Origin of the sequence: Mesorhizobium sp. AR02 (assembly GCF_024746835.1) — a bacterium.
In the GTDB taxonomy this organism is placed as follows: Bacteria; Pseudomonadota; Alphaproteobacteria; order Rhizobiales; family Rhizobiaceae; genus Mesorhizobium.
The window spans coordinates 1592311-1613417 of the sequence record NZ_CP080531.1 but is presented as its reverse complement, the minus strand read 5'-3'; the positions used below and the strand labels follow the sequence as shown (position 1 = coordinate 1613417).

At 64.6% G+C, this 21107-nt stretch carries 14 protein-coding genes; 7 read left to right on the top strand and 7 right to left on the bottom strand.

Features of this window, described 5'->3' with window-relative positions:
- The first annotated feature begins 5 nt into the window (after positions 1-5).
- The 4 genes from DBIPINDM_RS12020 to pdeM all read left to right on the top strand — a co-directional run bounded on the left by DBIPINDM_RS12020 (position 6) and on the right by pdeM (position 4794).
- A complete protein-coding gene (locus tag DBIPINDM_RS12020) occupies positions 6-356 on the top strand; it encodes a MarR family winged helix-turn-helix transcriptional regulator (protein WP_010913361.1) in 351 nt (116 codons plus the stop codon).
- A gap of 29 nt (positions 357-385) precedes the next feature.
- Complete coding sequence (locus DBIPINDM_RS12015) at positions 386-1246, top strand: NlpC/P60 family protein (RefSeq protein WP_258585914.1); 861 nt, start codon at positions 386-388, stop codon at positions 1244-1246.
- A gap of 283 nt (positions 1247-1529) precedes the next feature.
- A complete protein-coding gene (locus tag DBIPINDM_RS12010) occupies positions 1530-4064 on the top strand; it encodes a ligase-associated DNA damage response DEXH box helicase (protein WP_258585913.1) in 2535 nt (844 codons plus the stop codon).
- Between the two features lie 13 nt (positions 4065-4077).
- Complete coding sequence (gene pdeM, locus DBIPINDM_RS12005; RefSeq protein ID WP_258585912.1) at positions 4078-4794, top strand: ligase-associated DNA damage response endonuclease PdeM; 717 nt, start codon at positions 4078-4080, stop codon at positions 4792-4794.
- 6 nt (positions 4795-4800) lie between these two features.
- Here pdeM and DBIPINDM_RS12000 read toward each other — a convergent pair whose 3' ends face one another.
- Genes DBIPINDM_RS12000 through DBIPINDM_RS11990 form a run of 3 tightly spaced genes read right to left on the bottom strand, consistent with a single transcriptional unit; the run spans position 4801 to position 9401 of the window.
- Entirely contained in the window at positions 4801-5736 is a 936-nt protein-coding gene (locus tag DBIPINDM_RS12000) for a dimethyl sulfoxide reductase anchor subunit family protein (protein ID WP_258585911.1), read from the bottom strand.
- 3 nt (positions 5737-5739) lie between these two features.
- Positions 5740-6474 (bottom strand): 4Fe-4S dicluster domain-containing protein, encoded by a 735-nt coding sequence (locus DBIPINDM_RS11995; RefSeq protein ID WP_258585910.1) that lies wholly within the window; start codon positions 6472-6474, stop codon positions 5740-5742.
- Positions 6471-9401 carry a molybdopterin oxidoreductase family protein gene (locus DBIPINDM_RS11990; RefSeq protein WP_258585909.1) on the bottom strand — a complete coding sequence of 977 codons (2931 nt, stop codon included), beginning with the start codon at positions 9399-9401 and terminating at the stop codon, positions 6471-6473. Before DBIPINDM_RS11990 ends, DBIPINDM_RS11995 begins: the two co-directional genes overlap by 4 nt.
- A gap of 278 nt (positions 9402-9679) precedes the next feature.
- On the opposite strand from DBIPINDM_RS11990, the gene DBIPINDM_RS11985 reads away from it, so the two are divergent.
- Positions 9680-10582 carry a LysR family transcriptional regulator gene (locus DBIPINDM_RS11985; protein ID WP_258585908.1) on the top strand — a complete coding sequence of 301 codons (903 nt, stop codon included), beginning with the start codon at positions 9680-9682 and terminating at the stop codon, positions 10580-10582.
- Here DBIPINDM_RS11985 and DBIPINDM_RS11980 read toward each other — a convergent pair whose 3' ends face one another.
- From DBIPINDM_RS11980 to DBIPINDM_RS11965, 4 genes are all read right to left on the bottom strand, one after another.
- Positions 10583-11839: an Hsp70 family protein gene (locus DBIPINDM_RS11980; protein ID WP_258585907.1), complete on the bottom strand. Its 1257-nt coding sequence runs from the start codon at positions 11837-11839 to the stop codon at positions 10583-10585.
- 174 nt (positions 11840-12013) lie between these two features.
- Positions 12014-12805, bottom strand: a complete 792-nt coding sequence (locus tag DBIPINDM_RS11975; RefSeq protein ID WP_258585906.1) for a TIGR02186 family protein — start codon at positions 12803-12805, stop codon at positions 12014-12016.
- Positions 12805-13728, bottom strand: coding sequence for a sulfite exporter TauE/SafE family protein (locus tag DBIPINDM_RS11970; RefSeq protein ID WP_027043492.1), 924 nt, complete (start codon positions 13726-13728; stop codon positions 12805-12807). Before DBIPINDM_RS11970 ends, DBIPINDM_RS11975 begins: the two co-directional genes overlap by 1 nt.
- A gap of 191 nt (positions 13729-13919) precedes the next feature.
- Positions 13920-18005, bottom strand: coding sequence for a peptidoglycan-binding protein (locus DBIPINDM_RS11965; protein ID WP_258585905.1), 4086 nt, complete (start codon positions 18003-18005; stop codon positions 13920-13922).
- 454 nt (positions 18006-18459) lie between these two features.
- On the opposite strand from DBIPINDM_RS11965, the gene DBIPINDM_RS11960 reads away from it, so the two are divergent.
- The gene (locus DBIPINDM_RS11960; protein ID WP_258589248.1) at positions 18460-18921 is read left to right on the top strand and encodes a MerR family transcriptional regulator; all 462 of its coding nucleotides are present in this window, start codon (positions 18460-18462) and stop codon (positions 18919-18921) included.
- Between the two features lie 289 nt (positions 18922-19210).
- Positions 19211-21022, top strand: a complete 1812-nt coding sequence (locus tag DBIPINDM_RS11955) for an acyl-CoA dehydrogenase (protein WP_258585904.1) — start codon at positions 19211-19213, stop codon at positions 21020-21022.
- The last annotated feature ends 85 nt before the right edge of the window (positions 21023-21107 follow it).

Sequence of the window (21107 nt, the reverse complement as noted above, 5' to 3'; positions counted from 1 at the left end):
GCGCGATGTCGATTGCGATGCGCCCGAGCCAGGCCTTGCGACTGTGGCAGCAAGTGATGCTGTCGCAGGTCCGCGATGACGCGCCCGACCTGACCATGCGCCAGACGGCGATCCTGTTCACCATCTATCTCGACCCGCCGCCGCATACCGTGCGCGGGCTCGCCGCCCGCCTCAACGTCACCAAGCCGGTCATCACGCGCGCGCTCGACACGATGGGCGCGCTGAAGCTGGTGTCGCGCCATCGCGACGAACTCGACAAGCGCAACGTGCTGATCAAGCGCACGGTCGAGGGCGCGCTCTTTGTCGAGCGCTTCGGCGATGGTATCATTGCCAGAGCCCACGAACTGCCCATCTGACCAATTAGCCATTAGACCGAGTTAGTGATTTGACCGCCAGGGATGCCCGCCTTCACGCCTTTCGTTCCGATCTTGCCGATGCACGATTGAAAGGTGAGGTTACCGCCGACCGTTTTGTCAGCGGTCGATCGGCGCGGATCACCGCGTCGGTCGCCGATGTCCGCAAGGCGCCGCGGCCTGATGCCGGTGTCAACACGCAGCTCCTGTACGGCGACGATGTCCTCGTTTTCGAGGTCGCCGAAGGCTGGGCCTGGATCCAGGCCGAACGCGACGGCTATGTCGGCTATGTCGCCGACACCATGCTGGGCGGACGAGACCATGCGCCCACCCATATTGTTTCCGTACCGCGCACCTTCCTCTATCCCGGTCCGGATCTGCGCTTTCCGGTCGCAGGACAGCTGTCGATGGGATCGACGGTGACGGTGACGGGTGCCGCCGAGACGCGCGGCACGCATTATGCCGTCCTGCCGTCAGGCGAAGCGATCATCGCTGGTCACCTCAGGCCAATCGGCGAAGTTGCCGCCGACTATGTCGCGGTTGCCGAGACGTTTCTTGGCACACCTTATCTGTGGGGAGGCACGTCCGGCTTCGGCATCGACTGTTCGGGCCTGGTGCAACTGGCGATGCGCATGGCCGGCAGGGACGTGCTGCGCGATTCCGACATGCAGGCGGCAAGCATCGGCGAGCCCCTTGAGCCTGGCCCGGACTATGCCGAATTGCGCCGGGGCGACCTGGTCTTCTGGAAAGGCCATGTCGCGGTCATGACCGACGCCGAGACCATGGTCCACGCCAATGGCCACACCATGCTGGTCTCTTGCGAAGGGCTGAAGGAGGCCATCGCCCGGATAGGTTATCTCTATGGCGGGCCGACGGGATTCAGAAGGCCGTAAGCTTCTTCCTTCTCCCCGTTTCACGGGGAGGTGAGGAGTGGTCCGCGCAGCGGACGAAAAGCCAATTGCTTGGCTTTTCGAACGACGAACCCCCGAAGGGCGGATGAGGGGCAGCGCGAGCCTGCGAGTGATCGCGCCAACACCCAATTTGTGATCGTCAGCACTGCCCCTCACCTGCCTGCCGGCATCCTCTCCCCGTATAGTGACGGGGCGAGGAACGCTGCGATCCCCTTTTGTTCCGATTTTCCTTGGCGATTGCCCACGGCCGCGCTACCTCTGGCGCGTGACAGTTGAGCCGCGCCTTGCCGAGCAGAATGCCGCCATTGCCCTGCCCGAGCCATTCCTCAGATGGTTCGGCGAGAAAGGCTGGTCGCCGCGCGCCCATCAGATCGAATTGTTGGCGAAGGCTCAAAGCGGCCAATCGGTGCTTTTGATCGCACCGACCGGGGCCGGGAAGACGCTGGCCGGCTTCCTGCCTTCGCTGACCGAACTGGCGGTCAGGCCGAGGCGAAAGCCGGGGCAGGCGCATCGCGGCATCCATACGCTCTATATCTCGCCGCTCAAGGCATTGGCCGTCGACATCGAGCGCAATCTCGGCAAGCCGGTCGAAGAGATCGGTCTGCCCGTGACCATCGAGACGCGCACCGGCGACACGCCTTCCCACAAGCGCCAGCGGCAGAAGCTGGTGCCGCCCGACATCCTGCTGACTACACCCGAGCAACTGGCGCTGCTGATCGCCGCCCCCGATGGCAGGCGGTTCTTCGAGGATCTGCGCTATGTCGTGCTCGACGAATTGCATTCGCTGGTGACGTCGAAGCGCGGCCATCTCTTGGCACTCGGGCTGGCGCGGCTGCGTGACTACAGGCCCGGCCTGCAAACGATCGGCCTGTCGGCGACAGTGGCCGAGCCGGACGAATTGCGGCGCTGGCTGGTCAGCCAGAATCCGCCCCCAGGGTCCAAGAGGCCCGCGATGGCTGGGCTGATCACCGTTGCTGGCGGGGCGAAACCGGACATTTCGATCCTCGACTCGCGTGAACGCGTCCCGTGGTCCGGCCATTCCGCTCGCTACGCCATTCCCGAAATTTACGAGGCGATCAAACGGCATCGGATGACGCTGCTGTTTGTCAACACCCGCAGCCAGGCCGAACTGCTGTTCCAGGAATTGTGGCGGGCGAATGAGGATTCGCTGCCGATCGCGCTGCATCACGGCTCGCTCGATGTCGGCCAGCGACGACGGGTCGAAAAGGCGATGGGTGAGAATGCACTGCGCGCCATTGTCGCGACCTCGACGCTCGATCTCGGCATCGACTGGGGCGATGTCGACCTGGTCGTGCATGTCGGTGCGCCGAAGGGCGCCAGCCGGCTGGCGCAGCGCATCGGCCGCGCCAACCACCGCATGGACGAGCCGTCCAAGGCGATCCTCATCCCGGCCAACCGTTTCGAGGTGCTGGAATGCCGGGCGGCACTCGACGCCAACTATCTCGGTGCGCAGGACACACCGCCATTGATCACCGGCGCGCTCGATGTGTTGTCACAGCATGTGCTCGGCGTCGCCTGCGGCGCGCCTTTCGATGCCGACCATCTGTTCGAGGAGGTGCGAAGTGCCGCCCCCTATGCCGCGCTGGCGCGCGAAACCTTCGACCGCGTCGTCGATTTCGTCGCCACCGGTGGCTATGCCCTGAAAAACTACGAGCGTTACGCGCGTATCCGCAAGACCAAGGATGGTCTGTGGCGCGTCTCGCATCCGCGCATCGCGCAGCAGTATCGCCTGAACGTCGGCACCATCGTCGAGATGCCGGAGCTCAACGTCCGCTATGTCAGGCAGGGCCGCGGCATGGCCGGGCGCGGCGGGCCGGTGCTGGGCAAGATCGAGGAGTATTTCGCCGAGACGCTGCGCCCCGGCGACAACTTTCTCTTCGCCGGCAAGGTGCTGCGCTTCGAAGGCATCCGCGAGAACGAATGCGTCGTCTCCAACGGTGCTGGCGCCAACATCATCGTGCCGTCCTATGCCGGCGGCAAGTTTCCGCTCTCGACCTATCTGGCGGACCAGGTGCGCGGCATGCTGGCCGACAGCGACCGCTGGCAGGCTCTGCCCGAACAAGTCGCCGACTGGCTGCGGCTGCAGAAGGAAAAGTCGGTGCTGCCCAAGCGCGGCGACCTGCTGGTCGAGACCTTTCCGCGCGGCAACCGCCACTACATGGTCGCCTATCCCTTTGAAGGCAGGCTGGCACACCAGACGCTCGGTATGCTGCTGACGCGGCGGCTGGAGCGGGCGAACGCCCGGCCGCTCGGCTTCGTCGCCACCGACTATTCGCTGGCCGTCTGGGCGCTGGACGACATGGCCGCCCTGTTCAAGGCGAAGAAGCCGTCGCTGGCGGCCCTGTTCGACGAGGACATGCTGGGGGATGATCTCGAAGCCTGGCTGAACGACAGCTGGATGCTGAAGCGCACCTTCCGCACCTGCGCCGTCATCGCCGGGCTGATCGAGAAACGCTTTCCGGGTCAGGAGAAGAGCGGCCGCCAGGTGACGGTGTCGGCCGATCTGATCTACGACGTGCTGCGCAGCCACGAGCCGGACCACATCCTGCTGCAGGCGACACGCACCGATGCATCGGCCGGACTGCTCGATGTCAGCAGACTTGCCGAGATGCTCTCGCGTGTCCGCGGTCGAATCATGCATAAGCATCTTGAGCAGATTTCGCCGCTGGCTGTGCCGATCATGCTGGAGATCGGCAGGGAATCGGTGAATGGCGGCGCCAACGAGTCGCTCTTGATGGAAGCCGCCGATCTGGTTGAGGAAGCCATGGGCCAAAGATGAGTCTGATTTCCCGATGAATTTTTCGCTGGCGCGCACATCGCTGATTGCCGAGGCCGACATGATAGGCATCGCCGGCGAACGTGCGGTCTGCGATCCGTGCGGCGTGCTCTATTTTCCGGAGCTCAGGCTTCTGGCTGTATCCGACCTGCATTTGGAAAAAGGCTCGTCGCTGGCAAGGCGCGGCACGCTGATCCCGCCCTACGACACCGGCGCGACCTTGCTGCGGCTCCAGGCCGTCATATCAGACTACCAGCCATCGATCGTCATCAGCCTGGGTGACAGCTTTCACGATGGCGGCGGCGCCGAGCGCATGCATGCGAGTTTTCGCGAGCGGCTTGAAACGCTGATGACAGGCCGCGACTGGTTCTGGGTCGCCGGCAACCATGATCCGGAAGCGCCGGCGGATCTGCCTGGTGAGACCGTGCGGGAACTCGCCATGGGCTCACTGCTGTTCCGGCATGAGCCATCCAAGGTGCGCGTCGAAGGCGAGATCGCAGGCCATCTCCATCCTTGCGCCCGCATCGTCCAGCGCGGCCGTTCGGTGCGGCGGCGCTGCTTTGCCGGCGATGGCGGGCGCATGATCATGCCGGCCTTCGGCGCCTATACCGGTTCGCTCAACGTGCTCGACCGCGCCTATGCCGGGCTGTTCCGCCTTGAAACGCTGATGGCCTATATGCTTGGCAGCGACCGCATCTTCGCCATCTCCCGCTCGATGCTGCGGCCCGGCTGAGCAGCCCTATCTGCCGTAATACAGGGTAACCGTGTGCTTCGCCTCGGCGAAGAACAGCCAGCGCTCGACCAGCGTGCCGGCGAACTGGACGATCGCGGCGAGCACTGACGGCACCGCCGCAAAGGGCCAGGGCGAGACAAAGGTGATGGCGAGAAGCAGGACGGGCAGGGCAAAGGCCAGCACCTGCGTGATCTGGCGCAGGCGCGCGCTGTGCTTGCGCGCGATGCGAAAGCCCATTTCCTTGAGCAGATAGTTCTCCTCGGTATGCGGCCATTCCAGCGACCGCACCGTGCCGCCCGCCAAACCAGTAGCTGTGTTGGCGGTGGTCGGGATCTCGAGCCGGTCATTGTGCCGCCAGGTCGCGAGTTTCCAGCCCCAGCCCAGCGCCGTGAGCAGCACGCAAGCCGCCAGAAGCATTTTCGAGCCGATCGCAAAACCTTGGCATAGTGCGTTCAGAAGCACGGTCCCACTCATCGCCGAGAAGATGAGATAGCCGGGCAAGGTGTAGGGACTGTGCCATTGGGCTATGGGCTTGAGCGAGGCATAGATCATGCCGGTCATGCAGACCGTGACGACAGCCCCAACGGTGGCCAGGAGCCCGGCGGCGGTCACCCAGCCGTCGAGGCGTCCAAGGACGACCCAGCCAAGACCGAACAGCCCGGCGGGGATGAAGGTGGCGACCGAGGCAACGCCTTCACGTGAAAGCCAGGAACTGCGCCACTGCGAAAAGGCCCGCCAGGCCCGCTCCGGCCGGCCGAGATGGCCGGTAGAGGACAACAGGCCGGCGCTGATCAGGCCGAGTGCCAGTCCCATGCCGGCGAAGCCCAGCCAGAAGTCCGGCGCGATGAGGCCGGCTGCACCGAGCACGCCCAGCAGCGCCAGCAGGCCGTAGCCGGCACCGGTGGCGGTGGTGAAGAAGACGACAGAGAAGGCGGGATGCATGGGCTAGTTCGAAAGCATGCGGTCGACCCAGCCGAGGAAACCGCCCTCGGCTCGCACCGACTCCAGCGCCTTCGCAGGCACCGATGCGGCGCGTTGCGTGTGGGCGCGCGGCGGCAGATATTTGTTGGTCGGGTGGTAGCCCATCTCAGGCATCAGGTCGACGCCGCCGCGTTCCGCCACCAGTTGCGAGACAGCTGACTGGGGGTCACCAAGATCGCCGAAATGCCGCGCGCTGGTCGGGCAAGCGGCGACGCAGGCAGGCACGCGGTCCTCCTCGGCCAGGTTGTCATTGTAGATGCGGTCGACGCAAAGCGTGCATTTCTTCATCACGCCGACATCGGTATCGAATTCACGCGCCCCATAAGGACAGGCCCAGCTGCACAATTTGCAGCCGATGCACTTGTCCTCGTCGACCAGCACGATGCCGTCCGAGGCTCGCTTGTAGGAGGCACCGGTCGGGCAGACGGTGACGCAGGCCGGCGTCTCGCAATGCAGGCAGGAGCGCGGGAAGTTGACCGTGCGCCCGCCCATCTCTGTCGTGTGCTCGTAACTGTGCACGCGGTTGAACCAGACGCCGTCGACATGGCCGCCATAGGGGTCGATGTCGGTCAGTGGCGCCATGTGACCGCCGGTGTTCCACTCCTTGCAGGCGGTGACGCAGGCCTGGCAGCCAACGCAGGTGTCGAGATCGATGACGAGACCGAGTTTCTTGTCGGTGCGGGCGGGAAGGCAGGTCATTCGGCGGCTTCCCGGTTGATGCGGAATTCGGCGCCGAAGCGAAGGATGTCGGGCGCGGGCTCGAAATGTGGCGGCTGGTGGAAACGCTCGAATTGCGGCTCGGTGAAACCGGCTTCCTCATCAGCGCATTTGACGATACGCACGCGCAGGTCGAACCATGCCGCCTGGCCGGTCACCGGATCGGAGTTCGAATAGCGTTTGCCCTGCGCGTCGGCCGAGGTCTGGTCGCCGATGACGTGGTTGAGCAGGAAGCCGCGATTGCTCTCGGCGGCATCGTCCTTCAGCCCCCAGCTGCCGCGCCTTTTGCCGATCGCGTTCCAGGTCCAGACCGTGCTTTCGTTCACCCCGTCGACCAGCTTGATCTGCCCCTTGACCTTGCCGTTGATGCTCTCGATCCAGACCCAGTCGTCGTCGACGAGGCCGAGACCGGCGCCGGTGCGGTGATGCACGAACAGCCGGTTCTGGCTGGTGATCTGCCGCAGCCACGCATTCTGCGAGCCCCAGGAATGATACATGTGCATCGGCCGCTGCGTCAGCGCGTGCAGTGGGTATTTTTGCAGGTCGACGGCGGCTTCCTCGAAGGGCACGTACCAGAACGGCAGCGGGTCCATGTAGGTCTCGATGCGCTGGCGTTCGCTCTCGGGCGGCACCGCCCGGCCATGACCGCGCGCGGCAAGCCGAAAGCGCTGCAATGGCTCGGAATAGAGCTGAAAGACGATCGGTTCCGCCTTGGGGATGAAGCCCATGCTCTCGGCGAAGTCGAGATAGGAGCGGTTGGCCATCTTGTAGTAGCGCTGGTCGGCGGCAAAGTCGTGATGCCAGAAGCCGCCATTGTCGATGTAGCGCTGCAACTGGTCCGGATTGACCTCACCGTTGCCGATCGCGGTGCCATCCTTGCCGCGCCAGCCGGCGAGCGGTCCGATGCCCGGTGTGCGCTCGTGGTTGACGATATAATCGGCATAGTCGGTATATTTGGCCGATCCATCGTCCTTGACGAAGCCGGGCAGGCCAAGCCGCGCGCCCAGTTCGATCAGCACCGACTGGAACGGCCGGACGTCACGGTCCGGCTCGACCACGGGATGGCGGATGGCATCGCCCGGCCCGTCGGCATGGCTGATCGGCCGGTCGAGCAGGCTGATGCAATCGTGGCGCTCGAGATAGGTGGTGTCGGGCAGCACGAGGTCGGCGAACGGCACGGTCTCGGAATAATAGGCGTCGGAATAGATGATGAAGGGGATCTTGTAGCGGCCCTCCTCGTCATGGTCGGTCAGCATACGAATCGTCTCGACGGTGTTCATCGAGGAATTCCAGGCCATGTTCGACATGTACATCATCAGCGTGTCGATCGGGTAAGGATCGCCGGCCCAGGCATTGCGGATGACGGTGTGCATCAGGCCGTGCGCGGCCAGCGGCGCCTCCCAGGAATAGGCTTTGTCGATGCGGGTCGGCGTTCCGGCTTCATCGACCATCAGATCGTCAGGCCCGCAGACGAAGCCGAGCGGCATGCCGTCCAGCGGCGTCATTGGCTCGACGGTCTTGCCTGAGGGTTTCGGGCCCGGCGGCGCCGATCTGGGATAGGGTGGCTTGAAGCGGAAGCCGCCGGGAACATCCACCGTACCCAAAAGCACTTGCAGCAGATGGATGGCCCGGCAGGTGTGAAAACCGTTCGAATGGGCTGATATACCGCGCATGGCGTGCATCGAAACCGGCCGGCCCTTGATCGTCTCGTGTCGCCGTCCGGCCCAGTCGGTCCAGGCGATAGGCAGCTCGATCGTCTGTTCGAAGGCGACATGGGCGAGTTCGGCGGCGATCCGACGGATCGTATCGGCGGCAATGCCGCAGCGCTCCGCGACCGCATCCGGCGCGTAGCTGTCATCGAGGTAGCGGTCGGCGATCAGCTGGAACACCGGCGTGCAGCGGCGCCCGCCGACTTCAAAGCTGCCGGTCAGCGCCGGCTTTGCGTCCGGGTCGGTTGCCTTGATGGACGTCTTCGCCACCCTATCCCAGGCCAGCGGATTGCCGTCGGCGTCGCGCACGAACAGCCCATCGTCGGACGCGCCGGGCTCCTGCACGACCAGGACATGGGCGTTGGTGTAGCGGAGCAAATAATCGAGATCGACGCGGCCGGCTTTCAGCAGTTCGTGGATGAGCGCGAAGACGAACAGGCCGTCGGTGCCCGGCCGGATGCCGATCCAGTCGTCGGCAATGGCGTTGTAACCGGTGCGGCATGGATTGATCGATACCACCTTGGCGCCGCGCGCCTTGAGTTTGCCCAGCCCGATCTTGATCGGGTTGGAATCGTGGTCCTCGGCGACGCCGAACAGCATGAAGTATCTTGTGTTGTCCCAGTCGGGCTCGCCGAACTCCCAGAACGAGCCGCCGATCGAGTAGAGCCCGCCGGCAGCCATGTTGACCGAGCAGAAGCCGCCATGGGCGGCGAAATTCGGCGTGCCGAACTGGCTCGCCCACCAGCCGGTAAGCGATTGCGACTGGTCGCGCCCGGTGAAGAAGGCGAGTTTCTTGGGATCGGTCCGGCGGATGGCCGTGAGCCGTTCGGTGGCGATCGCGAACGCCTCTTCCCACTCGATCTCGCGGAACTCGCCGGAGCCGCGCGGGCCGGTGCGCAGCAATGGCTTCTTCAGCCGGGCCGGGCTGTAGTGCTGCATGATGCCGGAACTGCCCTTGCCGCAGATCACGCCACGATTGACCGGATGGTCCTTGTTGCCGTTGATGTAGCGGATCTTGCCGTCCTTGATGTGCACGTCGATGCCGCAACGGCAGGCGCACATGTAGCAAGTCGTCTTTGCGATGCTGTCGGAAATATCAGGCGAGGTGTCGACGCCGTCACCTTCGTCGGGCGCGCGCGTGTCGGCTAGCGGGCGTTGCGATGGTGCCGAATTTGCGCCCCGGCGCGGTCCGTGGATCATGGACTGGTTGTGCCCGCGCGGCCGGCGGACTTGGCCCGGGTCTTCGGCCCGGGGCCGCGCATGTAATGCTCCTCAGGGTGATAGCGATCGCCGGCCAGCCGCCGCCTTAAGCCACGGGCCCAATGGGCAAGCAGGGATCTGAACCGCCCGATCATTTTATTCGTTGCGACCTGATGGCCAATTTTTTCTAACTTCGCCTGAAAAAGTAGAATAAAGCTATCGATCCGTCTAATCAGTTGTTCTTGTAAATTCGATCGATATTGGTTCTTAATGCACGCATGACCCTGGATCAGTTGCGCATTTTCGTTGCCGTCGCCGAGCGCGGCCACATGACCAAGGCGGCGGAGCTTTTGGGCATTTCCCAGTCGGCGGCGTCGGCCGCCATCCGCGCGCTTGAAGAGCAGCACGGCGTCCATCTGTTCAACCGTGTCGGCCGCAATATCGAGCTTGCCCAGACCGGCCACCGGTTCCTGCCGGAGGCCAAGGCCGTGCTGGAGCGAGCCGCCGCCGCCCGCAATGTGCTGGAACACGTTTCCCAGACGGTCGCCGGCAGCCTCTCCATTGCCGCCAGCCTGACCATCGCCAGCTACTGGCTGCCGCGCCGGCTGGCGTCCTTCCACGAGGCCTACCCCGCGGTGCGGCTGAGCGTCAGCATCGGCAACACAAGGCAGGTCGAGGCCAGCGTGCTGGATGGAACCGCCGATCTCGGCCTGGTCGAGGGGCGCACCGAATCCGACATATTGCGCCGCGCCAAGGTCGACACCGACCGGTTGATGCTGGTCGTTGCCAGCTCCCATCCCGAGATCGCCGAAGTTTCGCCGGGCCGGCCAGATATCAGAGGCCTGCGCTGGATCATCCGCGAGGGCGGATCGGGCACGCGCGAGGTGTTGGAGGATCTGGCGCGGCGTGAGGGGATTTCGCTTGCCGACCTGCAGGTGTTCCTGGTGCTGCCGAGCAACGAGGCGGTCCGCCAGGCGGTCGAGGCGGGCGCCGGCGCCACCATCATTTCGGAACTCGTCGTCGGGCGCGCCGTCGCCGAAGGCAGTCTGCGGTCCGTGCCGATCGAACTGCCGAAGCGTGACTTCGCCATGATCACGCACCGCGATCGCCAGGCAAGCCTGGCCCAGATGGCGCTCAAGGCGCATCTGGGTACCGAATCCGCAGGGAGCGGCTCAGCGTAGTTAGGCGAACTTCCGCTGGGCATCCAGCGCCAGGCCAAGCCCGACCGAGCCGAACATGTCGCCGTCGATGACGGATGCCTGCGGCACCAGCGACAGGATTTCCCGTCTGGCCAGCGGAATAGCGGTCGAGCCGCCGGTCAGGAACACCGCGGTGATGTCGGACGGCTTGACCTCAGCGTCGCGGATGGTCTGCCCGACAGTTTCGGTGACCCGTTCAATGTCCCTGGCGATGGTGGCGTCCAGCCCGTCGCGCGTGATCCCGGCGGCGAACTCCACGTCAGCTAGCCTCACCGCGACTTCGGCCGATGATAGGTCGGTCAGCTCGATCTTGGCCTTTTCGACCAATGCCGCCAGCGCGTGCCCATAACGGTGCTCGACGATGTGGATGAACCGATCGACCAGATCGGCGCGCGCGGCCTCGTAGCGGATCTGGCGCAGATGCGTCATCGCCTTGGCGGTATAGACCAGGTTGATGCGCTGCCATGTCGCGAGATCGATGAAATAGCTGGCCGGCAGATTGCGCTTGCCGTCCTTGGTAGGTGTCAAATAGCCGAGCTGCGGCATGACATGGGCGATGCTGAGCAGCCGATCGAAATCGGTGCCGCCGATATGGACACCCTGGCTGGCCAGGATGTCGTCCTTGCGGTCCAGGGATCGGGCACGCTCCGGCGAGACACGCACGACCGAAAAATCCGAAGTGCCGCCGCCCATGTCGATGATCAGCGCCAACTCCTCGCGCGTCACCCTCTGCTCGTAGTCGAGCGCCGCCGCGATCGGCTCGAATTGGAAAGCGATGTGCTTGAAGCCCTGGGCATGCGCGGCCTTTTCCAGGTCGCTCTGCGCGTTGGCGTCGGCTTGCGCATCGTCATCGACGAACTGCACCGGGCGGCCGAGCACCACGGTCTCGACCAGATCGCCGCCGTCTTCCTCTAGCTTTTTCCTGAGATGCCCGAGGAACAGGCCGATGATCTCCATGAAGCCGATCGAGCGCGCCTTGATGCGCGTCTTTTCATGCGCCAGCGAACTGCCGAGCACGCTCTTCAGCGAACGCATCAGCCGGCCCTCGACGCTATCGGTGTAGTTGGCGATGGCCTGGCGGCCAAAACAGATGCGGCCATCCTCGAAGTTGAAAAATACCGCACTGGGCAGCGTGACCTGGCCGTCTTCAAGCGCGACGAGGTGGGGTTGCCCGTTGCGGACCACGCCGACCGTGGAGTTCGAAGTGCCGAAATCGATACCGGCGAATGCTGGTCGCAAAGCAGCCTCCTGTCATTGGCGGCAGGTAGCGGATCGGCGCTCGCGGGAGAAGCGTGCGCTGTGGTTCCGGGCGACCGGACCGCTCTGCCGAATTGAATTGTGCGTGCTTGCCCGTTGGGCGGGGAGGTGCGGTCTATAGCATGACGCGGGAAAGGGAAACCCCTTTTGGGCGCCTCAGTCCTTGCGGAAGATCAGCCTGCCGAGCCAGCCCGTCAGCATGGCCAGCGATATGGCGAAGACGCCATAGAGGAAGGAGTAGTTGTGGGCGACCCGGAAGATCGACTGTTCGAAACCGGATTTGCGGATTTCGAGTTGGGCCGAACTCTCCTTGATGAACAGGCCGCTCTTGAACAGGAACGCGCGGGCTTTATGGGTTCCAACTGGCACATTCGGCGCCAGCCTGACAGTGGCGCGGAAAAGGTTCTGTGACAGGAACTGCACGCCGCCGACGTTCTCGCTGTAGAGGCCGGTGGCGGCCTTGCGTTCGCGCAAGGCGGTCGTGAACTCCTCGATCGTCGCCGGGTTGTCGCCAGCGTCAGCCGGCTGCATGTAGAGGTTGGAGGCGCCGAGCGACAGCTGCTTGTAGCTGTTCGGTTCGGTGATGTCCTGCAGTGGCCGCGTCGTCGCCACCGAATAGGACATCGGCACGTTCTCGAAGGTTTCGGAATCGAGATTGACCCAGACGCCGAGCACCCGGTCCTTGCGGCGCACCACCACCGGTCGCGGCGGACCTTCGAGCACGACGATGACATCATAGCGGTTCTGGCGGGCGACCAGCGGGTCGGGATTTTCCAGCGAGCCGAAGATGGTCAGGTCGGCGCCGGAAAAGCCGGCGGTGATCGAGACATTGTCGGTGGAGAGACCGATCTGGATGCCTTCCGTCAGCGGCGTCTGTGCCCTCGCCGGCGCGGCGGCCGCAAGCAGTGACAGGACAATGGCGGCTACGAACGCTTTTGGGCCCATCATCAGTTGAGGCCCAAGGCAGACAGCGAATAGAGATTGGGCGGGGTGACGAAAAGATCGATGGCGAGCCTGATCGCTACCGCCAGCACCAGCAGGGCCAGCAATGCCCTGAGCTGCTCGCCGCGCAGCCTCTGGCCAGCCTTGGCGCCATATTGCGCGCCGGCCACGCCACCCGCCATCAAAATGAAGGCCAGCACGACATCAACTGTCTGGTTGGTGGTGGCGTGGACCAGCGTGGTGTAGGCGGACGTGAAGATGATCTGGAACAGCGAGGTGCCGATAACGACATTGGTCGGCACCTTGAGCAGGTAGATCAGCGCCGGCACCATGATGAAGCCACCGCCGACGCCCATGATCGACGACAGGAAGCCGATGCCGGCGCCAAGGCCCAGCACCGGGATGACGCTGACGAACAGTTTTGACGCCCTGAAGCGCATCTTCAGCGGCAGGCGGTGGATCCAGTTGTGCTGGCCGGATTTCTTCAGCACCGGGGCGGCACCGCTGCGTGTGGCACGCAGTGCATTGATGCTTTCGACCAGCATCAGCCCGCCGACCGTGCCGAGCAGCACGACATAAAGCAGCGAGATGAACAGGTCGAGCTGGCCGAGCCGGCGCAGGAAGGCGAAGACATAGATGCCGGCGGTGGAGCCGACGATGCCGCCGGCCAGAAGCACGCCGCCGAGCTTGAAGTCGAGCGTGCCTCGCTTCATGTGCGAAAGCACGCCGGAGACGGAAGAGGCGATAACCTGGTTGGCGCCGGTGGCAACCGCGATCGCCGGGGGGATGTTGTAGAAGATCAAGAGCGGCGTGATGAGGAAGCCGCCGCCGACGCCGAACATGCCCGACAGGAAGCCCACCGCCGCACCCATGGCCAGCAGCACGAAGACGTTGACGGAAATTTCCGCAATCGGGAGATAGATGCCCACCCGTCAGTCTCGATCAGTTTGCCTGTCGGCGAATACAGCCGTTGTCGGCAGTCTCGCACCGAAAAGCCAATTTTTCCTTGCGCCGACGCGGCGGCGGGGTCAAACCCCGTCGCCGCGCCGAAACAAAAAATATCTCAATCAGTTAACAGGCAAATGTGTGGCAAGAGCGTCGTGGAAACGACGCTTCTCTGTTATTTGCGCGCCAGCAGCGCCCGGACCAGTTTTTCATCGACGGCGCCGGTCGCCGGCAGCTTGTTGTCGGTCTGGAAAGCGATGATCGCGTTCTTGGTCTTCTCGCCCATGACGCCATCGGCGCCGCCGGCATCATAGCCGTTCTTGTTGAGGATGAGCTGGATGTTCTTGACCGCCTTCTTCATGTCGATGCCGGCGGTCGTCTGCGGCGTGCCCTCCTGCCAGGATTCGGGAATGTCGGCCGAATTGGTCGCCGCGTTGAGCGGCTTGGCCTTCCACAATTCGGTCGCGGCGCGCGCCCGCTCGAGCTGCTCGGGCCGCAAGGCGTTGGCGATCTCGTCGCGCTTGGCGGCCGCATCCTTGTCGCCGGTCTTGGCGACGAGCGCGAACCATTTGTAGGATTCCTCGAGGTTCTGCTTCATGCCGACGCCCTTGGCGGCGAGGATGCCGAGATTGAACTGGCTGTCCTTGACGCCGAGGTCGGCGGCTTCCTGGAACCAGTGCGCGGCCGATTCATTGTCGGTCACGCCATCCGCTGCCATGGCGAACAGCACGGCCAGATTGTGCATGGCGCTGGCGTTGCCCTGCTCGGCGGCGAGCTGGTACCAGGTCTTCGACTTCTTGATGTCGCGCGCGACGCCGATGCCCTTCTCGTAGAAATTGCCGATGCGGTATTCGGCCGGCGCAAAGCCGAGTTCCGCTGATTTTTCGTACCATTTGGCGGCTGCCGCCATGTCTTCCTTGACGCCGCGCGACTCGGCGTAGCGCGAGCCGATCTCGAACAGCGCCTTGGCGTCGCCACCAGCGGCGGCATCGCGCAGCGCGGCCGGGCCGGCATCGGCCGGAATGTCGAACTTGGCCGCGGCTGCCGCTGCCGGCGCATCCGTCGGCGCAACGGCGCCGGTTGTGTCCTTGGCGGTGGTCTCGTTGGCCGCCGTTGGCGCGGCCGTGGCCGGCTGGGCATCCGCATCCGTTGCTTGCGCACCGCCGGTGACAGCGGCCGGCTCTGAAGCCGTCGCATCCACCGGGGTCGTAGCAATGGGCGCAGCTGGCGCCGGAGCGACCGAAGCCATCGCGTTGGAGGCAGCATCGCCAATGCCAGAAGACGTGGCCGAAGCCGCAGGCGCCGCTGCGGGCTCTGCAACCGGCGCTGTATTCGCCATCGCGTCCGTGTCCGACGGCATCGCCAGGGCGGTCTGCGCCACCATGTCGTCCTTGCTTGCTGGTACGGACGATTCGGCCTGCCTGACGGCACGGGCCGGCGCGCTGTCCGTCGCCGCCGGCTGGGCTTCCGCCTTCGGCCGGCTAGCCGTGTCGACGGATGCCGTTTGCACCGGCTGAGCGGCAACGATCGGTGCCGCGTCGTTGCTGGCCACCTGGGCGGGATCCGAGAGAAACGCCTTGCCGAGCTGCAGTCCGGCAAGCGCCAGCATGATCGCCGCCGCCGCCATCAGGATCGGCTTGCGCCGCGCCTTGAGCAGGTCGCCGATCCTGAGCGCCTTCACCGGGCCTTTCACCGTCGACTGGCGCTTCAAGGCGTCGGCCTCCGCGGCGGCGGCCTGCGCCGCGCGCCGCGCGGCAGCGATGAAATCCGATTTCGCGGCGTCGCTTTCGCTGGGCTTGGCCGGTTGCCCGCGCTCGTCGCGCACCCGCTTCATGATGGCATTGAGGTCAGGCGCGCCGGAGCCGGGTTCCAGCGGTCGGTTGGCCACTTTCGGATCGAGCGGCTCGTCGAGATCGACACTCGGTATATCGGCGCTTGGCGCCGAGCCGGCCAGCGGCGGAACGTCCGCCGCCTTCTTGCCCTTGAAGGCGCGTGCCAGCCCACCGAACATCGACTTGCGGCCTGCCGGCTGATCTTTCTCGGCGATGGTGTCGGACCCGAGGGCGGCGATGGCGGCTGCAGCGGCGGCTTCCGCCGGCGAGCGCGTACCCAGGTCACTGCGTGCGCCCTGTTCGTTGCGCATTATGGCGGCGGCCCGGCCGTCGAGGTCGGCCATGTCGCCGGTCAGCGGCATCGGCTCGTCGATATCCAGGGAAGGCGCCTCGACAGCCATCTTGGCGGTCCGTGTACGGCGCTTGCCAACGGCCTCGTCCTGGCGCGTGTCCAACAGCTCGCTTACCGCCTCGGACGGTTCGCTGGTCTCCAGCGAACCCAGCCTGTCGACGATCTTGAGCAGCGTGTCGTGGATGGCCTCGAAAGTTCGCGAATTGCGCTCGTCGGAACGCCGCGTCAGCGTTTCCAGCGTCTTCAGGTCCTGGGCGAGCCCGGAAACTGCCGACGCGTTGGCGTTCGACCCGGCCAGCGAACGCACCGCGTTCTCGGCCGCTTCGCGTGCCGCGCCGAGGATGGAATCGCGGGTCCCGGCCAGTGTCTTCTCGATATCGTTGAGGCGCGGGCTGATGTCTTCGAATTCCGGCAACGGCGTGCTGGGCCTGGACAAATGGGCGGACAGGCCGGCGACTTGCGCCTCCAGGCTGCGGATCAGCGTCGGATCGATGCCGGCCACCTGGGCCGCCGATGCGTCGAGCCGGCCGGAAATGTCCTCGAGCCGGCTTTCCAGTCCACGGATCGCTGCTTCGCCGGCAGGATCGGGAGCGCGCGTCTCTATGCGCGTGGCGAGCGCGGTGAAGCGGGCGTCGATGGCTTCCATGATGCCGGCGCTGTCGACTTGCGGCGCGATGCGCTGGTCGAGCCGGTCGGCAACCTCGTCGAGACGGCGCTCGAGATCGCGGAACAGCATGTTGCCCTGTTCGATGGCATCGCCCTGGCGGCGTTCCATCATACCGGACAGCACGTCGAAGCGCTGCTCAAGCCCGTGGAAGATGTAGTCGGCGTCGGGCATGGCCGGCGCCTGGTCGATCTTGTCGGCGATGAGGGTGATCTGCTTGGCCAGCCGTTCCATCGCCTGTTCGGGCAAATTGGCGCGGCCGGCGAGTTCGTCGACCCGGCTCGACAGCGTGCTCAGGCGATCCATGACCGCGTTGCCGGGGTGGTCCTGCGCTACCTCCTCGATCTGCCGGGCGAGCGAGTCGATCCGCTTCTCGATGCGGTCAAAGGCTTCGTGGTCGACTGAATTGGCCTGTGCCGCGACGGTCGAGGCAACGATGGCGCGGGAAATCTCGTCCAGCCGCTCGTCGATCATGGCAAGCGTGTCGCTGCCGCGATTGTCCTGCTGGCCCGCGAAGTGTTCGACGGCACCGGCCAGCGTACGGACCTTTTCCTCGAGCGAGCGCAGCGACAGCGATTCCGGCAGATTGTTGACGGCGTTGCTGATTTGCTCCAGCCGGTCGGTCAGGGCCGCAAGGGCGGGATCGTCGGAACGTTTGCGCTGGTCGGCGTCGACGCGGTCCTCGAAAGCCGTCCAGCGGCGGTCGAAGTCGTCCCAGCGGCGGTCGACCTTCTGCACGCTCTCCTCGCGCGCCAGCGTGTCGAGTGCGGCCTTGACCTGCTCGAGCTCCAGCCGCAGCAGGTTGACGCTTCTGTCGTCGCTCTTCTCCGACAGCGACTTGATGGCGCCGGAAAGCCGCTCGAATTCGACGCCGAGTTCGGCGCTGCCCTTGCCTGCTGCGCCGGGCTTGGCGTTCGCCTGGAAGGCGCGGTCGATATCCTTGCGCAGCGCGTCGAATTCGCGCTGCAGGCCTGCTGTCATCTGGTGGCGCAGCTCCTCGCGCATGCCGCGCAGTTCGCCGGCGATCTTGCCGACCATGGCGACGCTGTCTTCCTGGCCGCGCACGCGGTCGATGTCGCGGGCGATGGCCTGGTAGTTCTGGTCGAAGGCAGGAGCTGGCGCCGGGTTCTGCGGACGCGGTGCCGGCTGCGGATCCTCGTACCAGCGCTGCTGGCCGGTTGGCTGGGCGGCGGGATACCGCGGCTCCGCAGTGGGAGAGCGCGGATCGGTGGCTGGATAGCGCGGGTCGTCGCCGTATTGGCGGGGAGCCAGACGTGCCGTCACCTCCTCGCGGGTCTGCCCCAGTCGCTGTTCCAGCGTCTCCAGCGAGCGGTTCAGTTGCTCGAGCGTGGTCTGCGGCCTGCGCTGCCTGCCGGCGTTGAGTGTATCGAGATAGGACCGCTTGCTGTTCATCGGTGCGTCCGTCTTTCAGATTGGCCGGCTTGCGACCAGCTCCCCAAGTCCCTGCCGGAACGAAGGCGACCGCGCTGCCACGGTGGAAGACAAGCTTCCCGGGGTTTCACCCGCGCTCCGAAAAACCGTGAAAAATTCGATACAGGATAAACACGGGTAGCCGACGCGCCCACATTTCCCCCAACGTGGTAAACAACGCGTTAACCAAGCTTAAGAAGTTGCAAGGAAGTTGGCTGTCGCTGCCCACGGTGCGGCATAAAGCACCTTCACAGAACGCCCCTTGCGTCATGAGGCGGCTATCGGTATAGAATTGACGTAAACGTAAAAGGCGCATTTGAGTGTGCTGTTTGCGATTTTGTTTGTCGAAACCACGGCCGGAAGCACGCCCCCGCTTCCAGTCAGGCGACGCATGGTCCAGGACCGCGACGCCACCAGACGGGGAAAGCCAGTGACCATGAAGCTTATCTCGGCCGGCGAGACCGCGGCCAATACCAATAATCTATCTGTCGAAGCCGGTGAGGATCTCGTCCGCATCGGCGAAATGGCCAAGAAATACGGCGTGACGCTGCGCACGCTGCGTTTCTATGAAGACAAGGGCCTGCTCAACCCGCAACGCGACGGTTCGACCCGTCTCTACACGCGTCGCGACAAGGCCCGGCTGAAGCTGATCCTGCTCGGCCGCAAGGTCGGGTTCTCGTTGCGCGACGTCAAGCAGATGATGGATCTCTACGATCCGACCGGTTCCAACACCAAGCAGCTGCGGCTGGCGCTGGACAAGTCGGAGAAGCAGCTTGCCCGCCTGCAGAAGCAGCGGGCGCTGATCGACGACGCCATCAACGAGCTCTCCGGCTCGATGTCGGCGGTGCGCCAGATGTTGACCGATCGCACGGCGCCGCAGGCGAGCGTCGCGGGCTAAACTGCCGGTTCCAACTCTGTCGGATTTTTGACCATCTAAGCCGCGTGGCTCTGCCGCGCGGCTTTTTCGTTGTCCTTCATCTGCCCAATTGGTCCCTTGGCACTGGCCTGCACGACGTTGCGCCAATAGACTCCTCAAGCATGGGCGGGGCGGAAATCTTGTCGTATCGAAAAAATTGACGTTTACGCAAACGTCAATTTTTGCTATCTCGACTTCAACACGGGTCCGCATGCTGCCCTGACATGAATTCGGGGGCTTTCGGACCAGGTCCGCGGGGTGGAGAAAAAGCATGCCGACATACAGGGCTCCGGTCCAGGATACGCTGTTCGTCCTCAACGAGGTGCTGGGCTATCAGCGCTATTCGAACCTTCCCGGATTTGCCGACGCCACGCCTGATGTGCTGGAGGCGATCCTCGCCGAGGGCGCCAAGCTTGCCGAGAACGTCATGCATCCGCTCAACCGGGTCGGCGACATGGAAGGCTGCGTGCGCCACGACGACGGCTCGGTGACGACGCCGAAAGGCTTCAAGGAAGCCTTCGATCAGTATCGCGAGGGCGGCTGGATGGGGCTCGCCGCACCGGTCGAGTTCGGCGGCCAGGGCCTGCCCTATGCCGTGCACACCGCCGTCGCCGAATACATGGTCTCGGCCAACATGTCGCTGATGATGTATCCGGGCCTGACCCAGGGCGCGATCGCGGCGATCATCACCCACGGCACCGACGAGCAGAAGGCCAAATGGCTGCCGAAGATGGTCGAAGGCGCCTGGACCGGCACCATGAACCTGACCGAGCCGCATTGCGGCACCGATCTCGGCCTGCTGCGCACCAAGGCGGTGCCGAACGGCAATGGCACCTACAAAATCTCAGGTCAGAAGATCTTCATCTCGGCCGGCGAGCACGACATGTCGGACAACATCGTGCATCTGGTGCTGGCCCGCATCGAGGGCGCGCCGGAAGGCGTCAAGGGCATCTCGCTGTTCATCGTGCCGAAACTCAAGCTCGATGCATCGGGCAATCCGGGGACAAGAAACACGCTCTCCTGCGGTTCGATCGAGGAGAAGATGGGCATCCACGGCAATTCGACCTGCGTCATGAATTATGACGAGGCCGAAGGCACGCTGCTCGGCGAGGCCAATGGCGGCCTCAAGGCGATGTTCACGATGATGAACGAGGCCCGCCTCGGCGTCGGCCTGCAGGGGCTTTCGCTGTCGGAGATCGCCTACCAGAATGCCGTCGCCTACGCCAAGGACCGCTTGCAGGGCCGCTCGCTCTCGGGCGCGAAGGCGCCGGACAAGAAGGCCGATCCGATCATCGTCCATCCCGACATCCGCCGCTCGCTGATGACCATGAAGGCCTTCAACGAGGCTGGCCGCGCGCTGGCGCTGTGGACAGCGATCAAGTCCGACATTGCCCACCGCTCCGCCGACGACAAGGATCGCCAGGCGGCCGACGACTACACCGGGCTGATGACGCCGGTGGTCAAGGGCGTGCTCACCGACAAGGGTTTTGATCACGCCGTCATGGCGCAGCAGGTGTTCGGCGGCCATGGCTACATTGAAGAGCACGGCATGAGCCAGTTCGTGCGCGATGCCCGCATCGCCATGATCTATGAAGGCGCCAACGGCATCCAGGCGCTCGACCTCGTCGGCCGCAAGCTCGGCCTGAATGGCGGCCGCGCCATCCAGGCCTTCTTCAAGGAGGTCGGCGAATTCTGCGAGGAGAACCGCGCCGACGAGAAGATGGCGCCCTTCACCAAGGGATTGAAGAAGGGCCTCAACGATCTGCAGGCGGCAACGATGTGGCTGGTGCAGAACGGCATGGCCAAGCCCGACAATGCCGGGGCCGCATCGACCGACTACATGCATCTCTTCGGCCTTGTGGCGCTGGGCTACATGTGGGCGCAGATGGCCAAGGCGGCACAAGGCAAGACCGGCGCCAACGGTTCCCAATCTTTCCACGAAAACAACGGGGCCTTCTACGACAACAAGGTGGTGACGGCGCGCTTCTTCATGGAGCGGATCATGCCGGAGACCTCGGCGCACCTTGCCCGTATTTCGAGTGGTGCGGACACGCTAATGGCCCTGCCTGCGGAAGCGTTCTAAAGATGGTTTCCCTCCCCCTTGAGGGGAGGGTCGGGTGGGGTCTGTGTGACGTGCGCCGACCTCACCTCTGACGATGCGCTGTGGG